The organism is Streptomyces sp. NBC_01546 (assembly GCF_045208355.1).
Classification (GTDB): Bacteria; Actinomycetota; Actinomycetes; order Streptomycetales; family Streptomycetaceae; genus Streptomyces.
This window is the reverse complement of the sequence record NZ_CP109379.1, coordinates 3,286,939-3,301,455: the sequence shown is the minus strand read 5'-3', so window position 1 is coordinate 3,301,455 and position 14,517 is coordinate 3,286,939. Positions and strand designations below refer to the sequence as shown.

The 14,517-nt window shown below is 71.5% G+C and carries 15 protein-coding genes; 8 read left to right on the top strand and 7 right to left on the bottom strand.

Going from position 1 to position 14,517, the window contains the following annotated elements; translation table 11 throughout:
• Positions 1 to 117: 117 nt before the first annotated feature.
• Together OHA89_RS14765 and OHA89_RS14760 are read left to right on the top strand one after the other, a co-directional pair.
• Positions 118 to 594, top strand: a complete 477-nt coding sequence (locus tag OHA89_RS14765; RefSeq protein ID WP_215148310.1) for a macro domain-containing protein — start codon at positions 118 to 120, stop codon at positions 592 to 594.
• A gap of 370 nt (positions 595 to 964) precedes the next feature.
• Positions 965 to 1,318 (top strand): hypothetical protein, encoded by a 354-nt coding sequence (locus OHA89_RS14760; RefSeq protein WP_266607876.1) that lies wholly within the window; start codon positions 965 to 967, stop codon positions 1,316 to 1,318.
• A gap of 63 nt (positions 1,319 to 1,381) precedes the next feature.
• Here the strand turns inward: OHA89_RS14760 and OHA89_RS14755 are convergent, their stop codons facing one another.
• From OHA89_RS14755 to OHA89_RS14735, 5 genes are all read right to left on the bottom strand, one after another.
• On the bottom strand, positions 1,382 to 1,828 hold the full coding sequence (locus OHA89_RS14755) for a nitroreductase/quinone reductase family protein (RefSeq protein ID WP_266607874.1): 447 nt from the start codon (positions 1,826 to 1,828) through the stop codon (positions 1,382 to 1,384).
• A 194-nt stretch (positions 1,829 to 2,022) separates the two neighbouring features.
• Positions 2,023 to 2,208, bottom strand: coding sequence for a hypothetical protein (locus tag OHA89_RS14750; RefSeq protein ID WP_257554480.1), 186 nt, complete (start codon positions 2,206 to 2,208; stop codon positions 2,023 to 2,025).
• 100 nt (positions 2,209 to 2,308) lie between these two features.
• Complete coding sequence (locus tag OHA89_RS14745; RefSeq protein ID WP_266607872.1) at positions 2,309 to 3,319, bottom strand: YdcF family protein; 1,011 nt, start codon at positions 3,317 to 3,319, stop codon at positions 2,309 to 2,311.
• A gap of 22 nt (positions 3,320 to 3,341) precedes the next feature.
• Positions 3,342 to 4,952 carry an amidohydrolase family protein gene (locus tag OHA89_RS14740; protein WP_406366350.1) on the bottom strand — a complete coding sequence of 537 codons (1,611 nt, stop codon included), beginning with the start codon at positions 4,950 to 4,952 and terminating at the stop codon, positions 3,342 to 3,344.
• A gap of 9 nt (positions 4,953 to 4,961) precedes the next feature.
• Positions 4,962 to 6,248, bottom strand: a complete 1,287-nt coding sequence (locus tag OHA89_RS14735; RefSeq protein WP_257554477.1) for an amino acid deaminase — start codon at positions 6,246 to 6,248, stop codon at positions 4,962 to 4,964.
• Positions 6,249 to 6,522: 274 nt separating this feature from the next.
• Between OHA89_RS14735 and OHA89_RS14730 the strand changes: the two genes are divergently transcribed.
• Positions 6,523 to 7,302, top strand: coding sequence for an IclR family transcriptional regulator (locus OHA89_RS14730; RefSeq protein WP_406366349.1), 780 nt, complete (start codon positions 6,523 to 6,525; stop codon positions 7,300 to 7,302).
• On the top strand, positions 7,299 to 7,709 hold the full coding sequence (locus OHA89_RS14725; RefSeq protein ID WP_266607865.1) for a RidA family protein: 411 nt from the start codon (positions 7,299 to 7,301) through the stop codon (positions 7,707 to 7,709). Before OHA89_RS14730 ends, OHA89_RS14725 begins: the two co-directional genes overlap by 4 nt.
• A 72-nt stretch (positions 7,710 to 7,781) precedes the next feature.
• On the opposite strand, the gene OHA89_RS14720 is transcribed toward OHA89_RS14725, so the two are convergent.
• Positions 7,782 to 9,116, bottom strand: a complete 1,335-nt coding sequence (locus tag OHA89_RS14720; protein ID WP_215150082.1) for a M14 family metallopeptidase — start codon at positions 9,114 to 9,116, stop codon at positions 7,782 to 7,784.
• Between the two features lie 125 nt (positions 9,117 to 9,241).
• Positions 9,242 to 10,936, bottom strand: a complete 1,695-nt coding sequence (locus OHA89_RS14715; RefSeq protein ID WP_406366346.1) for a chitinase — start codon at positions 10,934 to 10,936, stop codon at positions 9,242 to 9,244.
• A gap of 350 nt (positions 10,937 to 11,286) precedes the next feature.
• On the opposite strand from OHA89_RS14715, the gene OHA89_RS14710 reads away from it, so the two are divergent.
• Genes OHA89_RS14710 through OHA89_RS14695 form a run of 4 tightly spaced genes read left to right on the top strand, consistent with a single transcriptional unit; the run spans position 11,287 to position 14,517 of the window.
• The gene (locus OHA89_RS14710; protein WP_266607859.1) at positions 11,287 to 12,162 is read left to right on the top strand and encodes a hypothetical protein; all 876 of its coding nucleotides are present in this window, start codon (positions 11,287 to 11,289) and stop codon (positions 12,160 to 12,162) included.
• Between the two features lie 8 nt (positions 12,163 to 12,170).
• Positions 12,171 to 12,872 carry a Flp pilus assembly protein CpaB gene (gene cpaB / locus OHA89_RS14705; protein ID WP_215150076.1) on the top strand — a complete coding sequence of 234 codons (702 nt, stop codon included), beginning with the start codon at positions 12,171 to 12,173 and terminating at the stop codon, positions 12,870 to 12,872.
• 10 nt (positions 12,873 to 12,882) lie between these two features.
• Entirely contained in the window at positions 12,883 to 14,148 is a 1,266-nt protein-coding gene (locus tag OHA89_RS14700; RefSeq protein WP_266607855.1) for an AAA family ATPase, read from the top strand.
• 3 nt (positions 14,149 to 14,151) lie between these two features.
• Complete coding sequence (locus OHA89_RS14695; RefSeq protein WP_266607853.1) at positions 14,152 to 14,517, top strand: TadE/TadG family type IV pilus assembly protein; 366 nt, start codon at positions 14,152 to 14,154, stop codon at positions 14,515 to 14,517.

The window sequence follows — 14,517 nt, the reverse complement described above, 5'->3', positions numbered from 1 at the left end:
GGGACTGACGGGAAACCCCCAAACCTTCTCTGATCCCGCCCCGCTGAGACCCCGACCCCCGAAGCCACCGCCCCCGACCTCCCCCCGATGTCAGTGGTCTCGCATACCTTTTCGAGTATGAAGCCGCTCAAGATCATCGCTGGAGATGCGACGAGTCCGCAGGCCAAGGGGCCCAAGGTGATCGCTCATGTCTGCAACGACCTCGGGGGGTGGGGGAAGGGGTTCGTGCTCGCCGTTTCGCGGCGGTGGTCGGAGCCGGAGGCCGAGTACCGGGCCTGGCATCGGGGGCGCAGCGGTAACGACTTCGGGCTCGGGGCCGTGCAGTTGGTGCGGGTGAAGCCCGACGTGTGGGTGGCCAACATGGTCGGTCAGCGGGGGATGCGCACCGGAAGCGGGGGCCCGCCGATCCGCTACGACGCCGTCGCGCGCTGCCTCGCCGCCCTGGCCGATCACGCCGTCGAGCTGGGCGCCACCGTCCACATGCCGCGCATCGGGTGCGGACTCGCCGGCGGCACCTGGTCACGCATCGAACCACTCATCACCGACGCGCTCTGCGCGCGCGACGTGCAGGTCACCGTCTACGACCACGCGTGACGACGGCGCCGCGCACAAGGGGCAGGCGGCGGCGGAGGAGGTCCCCTCGCGCGGCCGCGGCCGGCCGATGGTGACGAGGGCGTCCGCCAGTACCTTCGCGAGGAGGAACGGCCCGTTGTCGCGGCTCCGGCCCTGCTCATGGGTGTGTGCGTTCAACTGTTCCCCCTTCCCGCCCCGTTGGTAGCCGATCGGGGAGGGGTCAGGCCACCGTTTCGGTGATCGGTGACCCGAACGGGTGGCGGCGGTGGTCAGGAACGCGGCCCGCCACGCCGAGGGATTCCGGAGGATCGATTCGCCCTTCCGAGGCCTCCTAGGGTCGTGCCCGCACAAGCCCCGAACGCTTCAGCCCCCGGAAGGGATTCACCCCGTCATGAAGCTCCGCAACACCGCCGCCGCTGCCGTCGCCGCCTTCGCGCTGGTCCTGTCACTCCCCGCGTCGGCTCTCGCCGCCACCGGCGACTTCCACTACAAGTACCGCGACCAGAACGGTGTGGAGCAGGCCGGCACCCTGCACGACCCGGAGAGCGACAGGTGCATCAACCTCGAAGAGGTCGGTTCCGACGACGCCGATCCCGGCTACGCCCCGCACAACCGGACCGACTCCTGGGTGACCGTCTACCTCGGCGCCGACTGCGACGGTCCCGACTGGCGGCTGCGGCCCGACGGCCGGCCGGCGACCGAATGGCTGCTCGTGCGCTCGGTCCGCTTCGACGTCAACGACTAGCGACCCCGGCGACTCCAGCGGTCCCAACGGGCACACCAGTCCGCCCAACCGTTTCTGCCACCGTCACGTCTCGATGATCACCAGCGGGATCTCGCGGGGCGCCGCGGAGGCCTGGTCGTCCTCGTAGGCCGGCCACAAGCCCGTCATCATGTCCCAGTACGTCTCCCGCTCCTCCGGCGTCGCCGTGCGCGCCACGGCCCGGGAGACGGTGGCGCCGACCTGGACGCGGACCTCCGGGTGGGCGGCGAGGTTCCGGTACCAGGCAGGGTGCTCCGGGGCGCCGTACCCGGCGGCCACGACGACGAGGCGGTCCGCGTCCTCGCCGTAGATCAGCGGGGTGCGGACCGTCCGGCCGGTGGCGCGGTCGACGGTGGTGAGCAGCAGGGTGGGCACTCCGTGCCACAGGTGTCCGTCGGCGCCCGCCGTGCTCACGTACGCGCGGACGTGGTCGAGCCGCGGGCCGGGGCGCGGGTCCGTGGGGCGGTCCCAATCGACATCGAGAGCGTGCATTCACCTGTCCTTAGGGTTGTGTCCCCCGGACCGCTAACGAGCATTCACCGGCTCTGGATGCGGCCCCGCCCTGCCCGCCCCCGCGTGCGACACGAGCGCGAGCACGAGCGCGAGTACGAGTACGAAACGACCCCGGCCCGAGGTGCGACCTCAGACCGGGGTTTCAGCAGCATGCGAACGGAGCGAACAGAGCGCTACGGCAGGTAGCGCTCGATGACCTGCGGGCCTTCCTTCTCGATCAGCTGGCGCGCCTTCTCGACCCGCTCCGGAGTCGGGTCGTGGCCTGTCGCCATCACGAGGTCCTCGGGGTCGTACGGTCGCTCCCCGCCCGTGAAGAGCCGGTCCGACCGCGTGGGCTGCTGGTCCGATTCACTGTCCATCGCGTACCTCCTCCGGTGCACACCGGGTGTCCCCCGGTGTTCCCTGGCCCCATCCTCCGGCGGCAGCTCCATGAACGCACCTTGACCCGAACGGACGAGGTCAGACGGTGATCGTCACCAGGGCGCCGAGGGCCACGAGCAGGCCGCAGATTCCCAGGTTCACGGCCTTGTGCTCCCAGAACACCGCGACGAACTCGCGGATCGTGGCGCTCGGCCAGAAGTACCTCGCGGTCGGCGAGCCGAGCACCTGCCCGTTCACCCCGGCCTTGCGCGCCATCATTGCGGCCCGGAAGGCGTGGAAATTGTTGGTGACCACCACGCACCGGTAGCCGGGGTCGTCCGCCAGCATCAGTTCGCGGGAGAACCGCATGTTCTCCTCCGTCGTCCGGGACCGGTCTTCCAGCCGGACGTGCTCCGCCGGAACGCCGCCCTCCGCGATCAGCCAGTCCGCCATCGCCCGGGCCTCGGAGACCCGCTCGTCCGAGCCCTTGCCGCCCGAGACGAGGAGCACCGGCGGGCGGCCGCCCCGGGCCAGCTGGGTCTCGTAGATCTCCTGCCCCTTGCGCAGCCGCGAGGCCAGCAGCGGCGGCACCCGGTCGCCGCCGACCAGGCCCGAGCCCAGCATCACCACGTGGTCGACGTCGCCGCGCACCTTGATCCGCCCGTACAGGAAGGCGTAGCCGAGGAAGCACAGGAAGATGAAGGAGACGTAGGCGACGACCAGGGTGAGGGTCGCCGCGATGCCGTGCGCGACCGTGGAGCCGTACCGGCCCACGAGGAGCAGCAGCGCGATCATCCCGAAGATCCCGAGGCCCGCGACCATCGACAGCAGGTTGGGCGGGCGGCTGCCTTCCTTGCGGACCATCGTCAGGCCGTTGGCGACGAGGAAGACGCCGAGCGCCAGGGTGCCGAGCGTGGGGACGGCGAAGACGAGCAGGACCACGGGCATGGCCAGCCAGTGCGGCAGCGCGGGCACCTGGAGGAGCAGGGCGAACGAGAAGGTGATGAAGGTCAGACCGAACAGCACCGCGTTGCGGAAGCCGCGGCGGTCCTGTCGGGCACTTATGCCGAAGGCGAGGAAGAACAGGGCGGCGAGGGCGAAGGCGACCATCGGTTCATCGTAAATGTCCCTGTCACGACGCCGGGGGAGTGCGGGGAGCGCCGGCAGCGTGGGGAGTGCGGCGGACGGAGCGGCCCGCCAGCACGTCCGTGCGCCGTCCGTCGCGCATCACGAAGCGCCCGTCGATCAGGACGTGCGGAATGCCGGTGGGCAGCGTGCGCGGGTTCTCGTACGTGGACCCGGCGGCGACCGTGTCCGGGTCGAAGAGGACCAGGTCGGCCCGGTGGCCGGCGCGGACCAGACCCCGGTCGGGCAGGCGCAGGCGGGCCGCCGGGCGGCCGGACAGGTGCGCGACGCACTCCTCGAGGGAGAGCACGCCGAGCTCGCGGACGTAGTGGCCGAGGTAGTGCGGGAAGGTGCCGTAGGCGCGCGGGTGCGGCTTCGCGCCCTGCAGGATGCCGTCGGAGCCGCCGGTGTGGACGCGGTGGAGCATGATCGCCCGGACGTTCTCCTCGTGGCCGACGTGCTGGAGGACCGTCGGCGCGAGCCGGTCCCCGAGCAGCAGCCGCCGGGCGGTGTCCCAGCCGTCCAGGCGCGTGCCGACGTACCCCGCGAAGGCGGGATCGGCGGTGCCGGAGATCTCGATCGTCGACCAGTCGACGGGGACCCCGTGGCAGCCGTCGGCGCCCGTCACCTCCAGCGCGTGGCGGATCCGCGCGGCCTCGGCGTCGTCGCGCAGGCGGGCCAGGACCGCCTCCGGGCCGCCCTCGTTCGCCCAACTGGGCAGCAGGGCCACGAGGGTCGTGCAGCCGGGGGTGTACGGGTAGCTGTCGAGGGTGATGTCGCAGCCGTCGGCCAGGGCCGCGTCGAGCAGGGCGAGCAGCTCGGGGGCGCGGCCCCGGTTCTCGCCGAAGTTCATGGTGGCGTGCGCGAGGTGCAGGGCGCAGCCGGCCTCGCGGGTGAGGTCGACCATCTCGGCGTAGGCGGCCAGGGCGCCGTGGCCGTACGAGCGGTGGTGGGGGCAGTAGTAGCCGCCGTACCGGGCCACCACGCGGCACAGCTTGGTCAGTTCGGCGCCGGAGGCGTACATGCCGGGGGTGTAGGTCAGGCCGGAGGACATGCCGACGGCGCCCTGGGCCAGGCCGTCGGCGACCAGCTGCCGCATCCGGTCCAGCTCGGCCGCGCTCGCCGGGCGGTCGTCCCAGCCGAGGGTGTACGCGCGGACCGTGCCCTGGGGGACGAGGTACGCGGCGTTCACGGCGACGCCTCGGTCCAGGCGGTCGAGGTAGCCGCCGACCGTGCGCCAGTCGAAGCCGTCGGGACCGTCGAAGTCGATGTCGTCGCCGGAGCCGTTCCAGCCCGCGATGGCGGTCCGTACCTCGCCCAGGGTGCGGTCGTCGGCCGGCGCGTACGACAGGCCGTCCTGGCCGAGGACTTCGAGGGTCACGCCCTGGGCGGCCTTCGCGCTGTGGTCCGGGTCGCGGAGCAGCGCGAGGTCGCTGTGGGCGTGCATGTCGACGAAGCCGGGGGCGAGGGCCAGCCCGTGCGCGTCGAGGGTCCTGCGGCCCCCGCCGGGTATGCGGCCGATCTCGGCGATCCGGCCCTCGTGCACGCCGACGTCAGCGGTGTACGAGGGCCCGCCCGTGCCGTCGACGACGCGGGCCCCGCGGATGACCAGGTCCACGGCCGGGACCTAGAAGAACGTGCGGACGTAGTCGCTGACCGTGCCGTCGGACTCCACCACCGGGATCAGCGGCCACTTCTCGAAGATGGTGCAGGGGTGGGACATGCCGAGGGCCACCCAGTCGCCGACCTGGACGTCGTCGGCGGAGTCGGTCTCCAGCCAGGCGTGCTGGTCGGAGAGTTTGACCACGCGGACTCCGGTGGCGGGTCGCTCGTCGCCGGTGAGGGCGTCGCGGACCAGCTCGGCGGTGGGCAGGCCGAGGTCGTAGGCGATGTCGCGCTTGCCGGCGTTGACGAAGGCCTGGGTGGGGGAGGGGCGCGAGACGACCTGGGTCCAGAGCCGGAACGCGGGGCGCAGGCCGCCCTCTTCGGGGTGGCGGTTGAAGGGGGTGAGGCGGGTGTACCAGCCGTGGTCGTGGGAGACGTACGCGCCGGAGCGGAGCAGTTTGAGGGTGGGGCGGGAGAGTTCGGGGAGTTCGGCGAAGACGTCGGCGACGGCGTCGAACCAGGCGGATCCGCCGGCGCTGACGATGATCTCCTCGAGGTCCGGGTACGCGGCGAACCGGCCGGCCTTGTCGAACTCGACGGCGAGGCCGGTGAGGCGGCGCAGGTACGCGTGGACGCGGTCCGGATCGGCGTCGGGGACCTCGGCCTCGTAGCCGGCGATGCCGACGAGGCGGAGGGTGGCGGCGTCGGCGACGGCGTCGGCGACGGCGCGGCAGTCGTCGTCGGTGCGGGCGCCGGTACGGGCGCCCTCGCCGGCGCCGAGCTCGACGACGACGTCGATGACGGCGGGCGCGTCGCGCAGGGCGCGGTCCATGAGATGGACGCCGCGCACGGAGTCGACGTAGCAGACGAAGCGGAAGCCGGGGTCGGCGGCGAGCTCGGAGGCCACCCAGCGCAGGGCGGCGGGATCGACGAGCTCGTTGGCGAGGAAGATGCGCTGGATGCCGAAGGCGCGGTAGACGCGGGCCTGGTGGGGGACGGCGGCGGTGATGCCCCACGCGCCGTGGTCCAGCTGGCGGCGGAAGAGCTGCGGGGCCATGCAGGTCTTGCCGTGCGGGGCGAAGGCGAGGGCGTGGCGGGCGGCGTACGTGCCGAGGGCGGTGAGGTTGTGCTCGAGCGCGTCCGCGTCGAGGGTCAGGACGGGGGTGGTGAACCCGCCGGTGTGGAGGTCCCGGCGCTGCGCGGTGAGCTCGCCTACGGTGAGGCCGGCCGCGTGGGCGTCCGGGGGGAGGCCCTTGAACCGGTGGTCGACCGGTTCGTCGGCGAGGTCCTTGACGGGGTCGCTGGCCATGCGGTGCCCTCCCGGGGAGTTGCGCTGTATGCAACGGTCGTTGCGTATGTCGCTGCCTGCTGTCTAACATCCCGGGTGACGGTGGGTCAACGCCGACCCGAGGGCCCGGGCGCGGCGCCGCTGCTGGGGCTCCGCCCCAAACCCCACGCCTCAAACGCCGGCGGGGCTGGGTTTCGCGCGGTGGACGGCACCAGCCAAATCCAGCCCCGCCGGCGTTTGAGGCGCGGGTCCGGGCGGAGCCGGTGATTGCCGTGACCCGTACGAGAGGACGAGGATGAGCCAGTCCGTGGAGCGGGCGCTCGGGATCCTGCCGCTGCTGGCCAAAGGGCCCGCCGGCCTCGGCGAGGTCGCCGACGAGCTCGGGGTGCACAAGAGCACCGCCTTGCGGCTGCTGCGCACGCTGCACGAGCGGGGGTTCGTGTACCGGCAGGCCGACGGCCGCTACCGGCTCGGCGCGCAGCTGTTCGCGCTGGCCGCCGAGGCCGTCGAGAACCTCGACGTACGGGAGATCGCGCACCCCCACCTGGTCGCGCTGAACAAGGCCACCGGGCACACCGTCCACCTCGCCCTCCTCCAGGACGACGAGGTCGTGTACATCGACAAGGTCGACAGCAGGTACCCGGTCCGCATGTACTCCCGTATCGGCAAGCCCGTGCCCCTCACCGTCGCCGCCGTCGCCAAGCTGCTCCTCGCCGACCTTCCCGAGGGCGAGCGCAGGAGCCTCGCCGCGCGGATCGACTATCCGCGCTACACCGCCCGCTCCACCCCCGACGCCGCCGCGTTCCTGCGCGAGCTGGAGCTCGTACGGGAGCAGGGCTGGGCCGCCGATCTCGGCGGGCACGAGGAGTCCATCAACTGCGTCGGGGCCCCCGTGCGCGGGCCCGACGGGCGGGTCGTCGCCGCGCTGTCCGTCTCCGCGCCCAGCGTGGTCGTCACCGCCGAGGGGCTCGTCGAACTGCTGCCGCTGGTGCGGGGTACCGCCGACGCCGTCAGCCGGGACTATTCAGGATCACAGGACCCGCAACAGGACCAACAAGAGGAAGAGGAATCGTGAGCGAGAAGACCGCCATCACCCCCGACACCCACACCACCCCGCCCGCGCGGTTCTCGCACGGCGTGCGCAAGGGGAACATCCTCCAGGTCGCCGGGCAGGTCGCCTTCCTCCCGCACGTCGACGGGCAGCCGCCCACCCCCGCCGGACCGACGCTGCGCGAGCAGACGCTCCAGACGCTGGAGAACGTCCGCTCGGTCCTCGAGGCGGGCGGCGCCGGCTGGGACGACGTGATGATGATCCGCGTCTACCTCACCGACACCGCGCACTTCGCCGAGATGAACGAGCTCTACAACGCCTACTTCGAGGAGCAGGGCCTCAAGGAGGCCCCCGCCGCCCGCACCACCGTGTACGTCGGCCTGCCGGCCGGGCTGCTCATCGAGATCGACGCGCTCGCCGTCCTGGGCTGAGCGGGCTGAGCATGCGGCGGGGCGCCCCCCTGGCGGTGGGGCGCCCCGGTTCGTGCAGGGACCGTGCAGGGATCAGGTGCAGTACTGGGCTTCCTTGCCGATCGAGCGGTACATGCAGTCCGCGTTCTCCAGGAGCTGGAGCACCGCGTCCTTGTTGCGGGCGGTCTCGCGGTCGATCACCTCGTCGGGCGGGTAGAAGCCGCCGCCGCCCGAGCTCGCCGGGTACATCTCGAAGGTGTAGGAGAAGATCTTCTGGTTGCCCCACAGCCAGTCGTCGATCGTGCCGTCCGTGATGTACAGGTCGCTCGACTGCTCCGGGGTGTAGCCGTTGCTCGCCGCCATGCTCGTGCCGATCTTCTTGTAGACGGCGAGGTCGTCGGCGGTCAGGCCCGGGGCGGTGTCGTTGTACGTGTACCCGAAGGGCCACAGGACCAGTTCGCTGTACGTGTGGAAGTCGATCGCGGCCTTGATCTGCTGCTTGCCGCCGATGACCCGGCTGCGGACGAAGTCCGAGACCACCTTCACCTCGGGCGCCGACTCGGCTGCCGAGCCGCGGTAGGTCTCGGAGCTCTTGCTGCTGCTGGAGCCGCCGCAGCAGCCCCACTTGTAGTCCCAGTTCCGGTTCTCGTCCGTGCCGACGTACGAGGATCCGGAGTTGGGCTGACGGTTCTTGCGCCAGGACCGGTAGGAGCCGGTGGCGATGTCGTACTCGCCGCCGTCCGGGTTGAGGTCCGGCACGATCCAGATCTCGCGGCCGTTGACGGCGTTGGTGATCCGGGAGTCGGTGCCGTACTTGGAGCCGAACTCCTTGAGCAGGTACAGGGCCATTTCCACGGTCAGGTGCTCGCGGGCGTGCTGGTGTGCGGTGAAGAGCACCTCGGGCTCGGCCTCGTCGGTGGCCACGTTGTCGCTGATCTTGATGGCGATGAGGTCCCGGCCCTGGTACGACTTCCCGATGACCCGCTTGCTCATGATCCCGGGGTACTGGGCGATGCGCTGGTCGATCTCCGCGTTCGCCTCGGCGTAGTTGTGGTACCGGGAGTCCGCCGACGGGAAGTCCATCGGGCCCGCCGCGATCCCCGGCAGGGTGCGGTCCGGCGGGCCGGGCAGCGCGGTGAGCTGGTAGCCCAGCGCGCGCAGGTTCTTGGCCTGCATGGTGTCGGCGCTGACCACGACCGTGTGGTCGTCCACCTCGTCGATCGACACGCCCGTACGGAGCAGGGCGGTGCGGTCGGTCGCCGTGGCGGGGCCGTGGATCCGGTATTGGACGATGGCCTCGTCCTGGGTGGCGGTGGACGGGGTGGGCGGTGGTGACGCCGTCGCGCTCATGCCGTAAGCGGGTGCGCCCAGCGCGAGCGCCAGAAGGGCCGCCGTGACGGCGGCCCTTCGGCGGTAGTGGAGCCGCATGCGTTCTCCTGGGTGGGGAGTGTGGGGGTAGCCGTGCGGATGCGCACAGCGTGCTCTCGTGGCATGTTCAGGTCAAGGACGCCTCCTGTCGGCCGACCCGAACCGGCCACCCCCACACCTACCGCCTAGGGGAGGCCGTGGACCTTGGGACCCACCGCGTTGGACCAGGCACTACCCGCCTTGGCGTCCCAGTTCGTCGACCAGGTCATCGCACCGCGCAGGCCGGGGTAGGTCTTGGACGGCTTGAAGGACCCGCAGCTCGTGCCCCTGGTCAGGCAGTCCAGGGCGTTGTTGACGACGGTCGGGGAGACGTAGCCGCTGCCCGCCCCGCTCGGCGAGGCCGGCACACCGATGCCCACCTGGGAGGGGTCGAGGCCGCCCTCCAGCTGGATGCAGGCGAGGGCGGTGAGGAAGTCCACCGAGCCCTGGGAGTAGACGTTCCCGTCGCAGCCGTTCATCGAGCCGCTGTTGTAGTACTGCATGTTCACGACGGTGAGGATGTCCTTGATGTTGAGCGCCGTCTTGAAGTAGCCGCCCTGCGTGGACTGCATGTCGATGGTCTGCGGGGCCATGGTGATGACGAGCGAGGAGCCCGCCTTCGCCGAGAGCGCGCGCAGGGCCTGCGTCATGTAGGTCGGGTTGAGGCCGTTCTCCAGGTCGATGTCGATGCCGGAGAAGCCGTACTCCTGCATCAGCGCGTACGCCGAGTTCGCGAGGTTGGTGGCGGAGGTGGAGTCATTGACCGAGATCGTGCCCTTCTCGCCGCCGATGGAGAGGATGACGGACTTGCCGGCCGCCTTCTTCGCGGCGATGTCCGACTTGAACTGGGCGACGGTGTAGCCGCCGAGACCGGCCGAGTCGAGGTTGAAGGTGATGGCGCCGGGTGTGGTCGTGGCGTCGGCGAAGGAGACGGCGATGATGTCGTACTGCGAGGAGACGTCGGAGATCTTCTGGACGGTCGCGCCGTTGTTGAAGTTCTGCCAGTAGCCGGTCAGCGCGTGCTTGGGGACGGCCGGGTTCGGGTTCGGCCCTCCGCCGCCGGTCGTGGTGCCGGTGACGGCCGCGGACTTGGGGCCCTCGCCCGCCGCGTTGTACGCGCTCACCTGGAAGGAGTACGAGGTCGAGGCCGCGAGTCCGGTGATCTGGGCGCTCGCCGAGGACACCGTACGGACGCGGACGCCGTCCTGATACACGTAATAGCCGGTGGCCCCGCTGACCGCGTTCCACGAAAGGGTGAGCCCGCTCGAGCTCTGTCCGGAAACAGCGGTCCCGGACGGGGCGCCGGGGATGGAGGGGCCGGGGTCCGTGCCACCGCCGCCGTCCGGGCCGAAGACGCTGAACTCGTCGACGACGTAGGCCGGCTGGCCGTACCAGCCGTGGGTGTAGACGGTGACCTGGGTGGTGCTGGGGCCGGTGGTGAAGGTGGTGGAGAGCTTCTGCCAGCCCGCGCCCGAGCCGGGGGTCCAGGTGGAGACGTCCTGGGTGCCGGTCCCGGTCGCGCCGAGGTAGACGTAACTGCCCTGGACCTGCGTGCTCAGCGTGTACGTCGAGTTCGGCTTGACCGTGACGGTCTGGCTGCAGCGGGCGTTGTCGGATCCGGCCGGGGTGCCCTTGAGGGCGCCGGACCCGGCGTAGACCGGCGAGGAGACGGAGGCGCCGCTTCCGGCGGAACAGGACCAGTTGACGAGTCCGGACTCGAAGCCGCCGTTTCGGGCGACGTTGACGTCCGCGGCCTGCGCGGTGCCGGTGGCGAGGGCGGTGAGGCCGCCCGCGGTGAGGGTGGCGGCGGCGAGGAAGGCGAGGGAGCGTATGCGGTTCACGTGGGCTCCGGTGGGGGGAGGAAAGGGGATGAGGAGAGCGAGGGGCACGTGGGGGCGCCCCGGAAAGGCCTGGCGGAGCCAAGTTGGTCCAGACCAATCCCCGTGTCAAGAGTCTTTGCAATGTGGCTGGAAATGCTCGATCGTCCGATCCCTGTTGTCCGGGTTTCCCGCCACCTGTGACGCGTGCCGGTGGCACGGGAATTCCCAAGCCCCTGCCCCGCCAGGGGTGACGCGGATATGGTGCTGAGGCAAGGGGGAAGAGCGTCGATCGTTTGCGGTCGCGCAGAGTGTGCGTGTGTGTGACGGCTACGCGAACGGCCGTGGCGCACGGGGTGAACGGGGGGATTCGCGTGCCGACCGCCATTGCCGTCACCAGCGCCGATCTGGTCCTTCCGGCCCCCGACCGGCACACGCCCGGCGCCGCCGTACTGCACCCGCCCGAGCAGCTCGACCTCGCGGGCGCGCTCGCCCAGACCACTGCCCTGCTGGAGCGTCACGGCCATCTCGTGGCCGTCGTACCGCCCTGGCTGCCGCGGGCCACCGTCCAGCGGCTGCACACCGTGCGCGCCATCCTCGAAACCGACCGGATCGCGCTCCTCGGCGTCGATCTGCCGCCCCTGGGCACCGCTCTGCTGGTACGTCAGCTCCGCCAGCTCAGCGTCTGCGACTTCAGCCCCGGAGTACTCGCCTCGGCGGCCCGGCTGCTGTCCCACTACGTCTACGCGGGCGCCCTGCTGGGCTCGGTCGCCAAACTCGACCGGGTCCCGGTCGGCCTCAAGGCGCACGCCCGCTCCTGGTCGCCGAGCGCGCAGTTCGCCGTACTCGCCCACCCGACGCCGCACCTGGCCAGGCTGGGCGCCTCCGGCGGGGCGCACGGGGGCGGGACCGTCCTCCCCGCCGGGCCCGAGTTCGCCACCCACCTCACCTTCGCCCGCGGCCAGCTCGCCTCCGACTGGGTCGCGGCCGAACTCGCCCCCGCCTGGCAGGTGCAGGGCGTCATGGAGAACCCGCTGCCGACCGATTCGCCCGGCTGGTGGGGCACTCCCAAGCTCGTCGAGTTCGCCGCCGGCATCCCGGACCTCTCCGTCCTCTACCAGCTGGTCGCCTCGGTCCGCCGTGAGGAGTGCCGCTGGTGCGGCTTCGAACTCATCGGCGACCGCTGCGGATTCTGCGCCGCGCCGCTCCAGACCCTGATCGAATCGAACGAACGAAGAACGGCGAGGTAGTACGGCCCATGAACTCACGCCAGCGCCGCGGCGTCATTCTGCTGCTCCTGTCGGTCCTGTGCGCCCTGGGAGCCTTCGCCGGAGTCCTCGTGGTGATCGGCGACGTCAACTCCAAGGTCGGGTCCGAGGTCGTCGCGTACCGCGTCAAGGGCGACATCGCCCCGTACAGCCCGCTCACGGCAGGGCAGTTCGAGGAGGTCACGGTCCCCAAGCGGTGGCTGTCGGAGACCGCCATAACCGACCTGGGCGCGCTCAAGGACAAGATCGCGCTGACCACCCTGAAGAAGGGCTCGCTGCTCCAGGCGGACATGTTCGTCGACCGGCCGCAGCTCCAGCCCGGTGAGCAGGAGATCGCCATCATGATCGACGCGGCGACGGGCGTGGCCGGCAAGATCACCTCCGGCGCGAAGGTCAACATCATCGCCACCTTCAAGGGCGCCAAGGACACCGACCCCTCGCGCTCGGTGATCATCGTCGCCAACGCCCGGGTCCTGGGCGTCGGCAAGCTCACCGCCCTCGAGAAGGACAGCGACCGCAAGGGCCCCGCCGAGGCCGTCCCGATCACCTTCGCCCTGAACACCAAGGACACCCAGCGCGTCGCGTACGCCGAATCCTTCGCGGAGCACGTGCGCCTGGCCCTGGTGGCCCCCGGTACGGACTCGGCGCCGAGCGCGAGCGACCGTACGTACACCCTCGACGGGGACAAGTGAGGCGGCCCGGATGACCACCCGAATCCTCCCCGCGGCCGGCGACCCGGACGCCGCGCGCGCCCTCGTGACCCTGCTGAGCCAGCTCCCGTCCTCGGAGCCGGCCGTTCCGGTCCCGGACTCCACCACGCTGCTGGACACCCTGGGCCGGCTCGCCGCCGAATCGATCGACGAGCTCCCCGAGGTCGTCCTGGTCCACGAGCGCATCGGCCCGGTGCCGGCCCTGGAACTCATCCGGGAGGTGGCCCTGCGCTTCCCGGCGGTCGGTGTCGTCCTGGTCTCCTCGGACGCCGGACCGGCCCTCTTCTCCGCGGCGATGGACTCGGGCGCGCGGGGCCTGATCGGCCTTCCGCTCGCCTACGAGGAACTCGCGGCCCGGGTCCAGGCCGCCGCCCAGTGGTCCGTGGGCGTCCGCCGCCACCTGGGGCGGGGCGCGGCCGAGATCGCCTCGGGGCCCGGCGGGCGGGTGGTCACGGTCTCCGGGGCCAAGGGGGGTGTGGGCACCACCTTCACCGCCGTGCAGTTCGCGCTGGCCGCGGCCGCCTCGGGGCGGCGTACCGCACTGGTCGACATGGACCTCCAGGCGGGCGACGTGGGCTCGTACCTCGACGTGCAGTTCCGGCGCTCGATCGCCGACCTCGCCGGGATCCAGGACATCTCGCCGCGGGTCCTGCAGGACGCGGTGTACGAAGACCGGACGGGCGTTGCGCTGCTGCTGGCCCCTGCCGACGGGGAACGTGGCGAGGAGGTGGACGAGCGGGCCGCCCGGCTCGTCATCGGCGCCCTGCGCGCCCGCTACGAACTCGTCGTCATCGACTGCGGAACCCAGGTGACGGGCGCGAACGCCGCCGCGGTGGAGACGGCCGACGTGGCGGTGCTGGTCACCACCCCGGACGTGGTCGCGGTGCGGGCGGCGAAGCGGATGGTCCGGATGTGGGAGCGGCTCCAGGTGCGCAAGGCGGAGGACACCGCGATGGTCGTCAACCGCTGGAGCAAGCACACCGAGATCCAGCCCGCCCTGATCGAGAAGATCACCAAGACCCGGGCCACCCGTACCCCGGTCCCGGCGGCCTTCAAGGAGCTCCAGGCCGTGGTGGACGCGGGCCGGGTCCAGGACCTGGACAACCGGTCGACGGTCAAGCAGGCCCTGTGGACCCTGGCGGGCGAACTGGGCCTGCTGGCGGCCCCGGAGGCTCCGGCGCCGCAGCCGTCGGGCGCCTCGCTGGCGGTCCGCGCCTCGGGGCAGGTGGCGCGGCTGCGCCGGGGCCGGGAGGGCTGACGCATGCCGTCGCGGAGGGGGGTGCGGGACCGGGACCGGGGCCAGGTGGCGATCGAGTTCGCCGGCACGGTGCCGCTGATCCTGCTGCTCGTCGCGGCGGTCTGGGAGTGCGTCCTGATCGGCTACGCCTTCTCCCTGGCGGGCAACGCGGCGGACGAGGCGGCGCGGGCGGGGGCGGTGACGGGGGCCGCCGCGTGTGCGGCGGCGGCGGGGGAGCACATCTCGGCCGCATGGGGAATGACGGCGGACTGCGGTCCGGCGGGCGACATCTACAAGGCGACGGTGAAGCTCAAGATCCCTGTGCTCTATCCGGGGCTCAACTTCGGCGAGATCACCGGCACGGGCGGCGCGGCGATGGAGAAGGAGTGA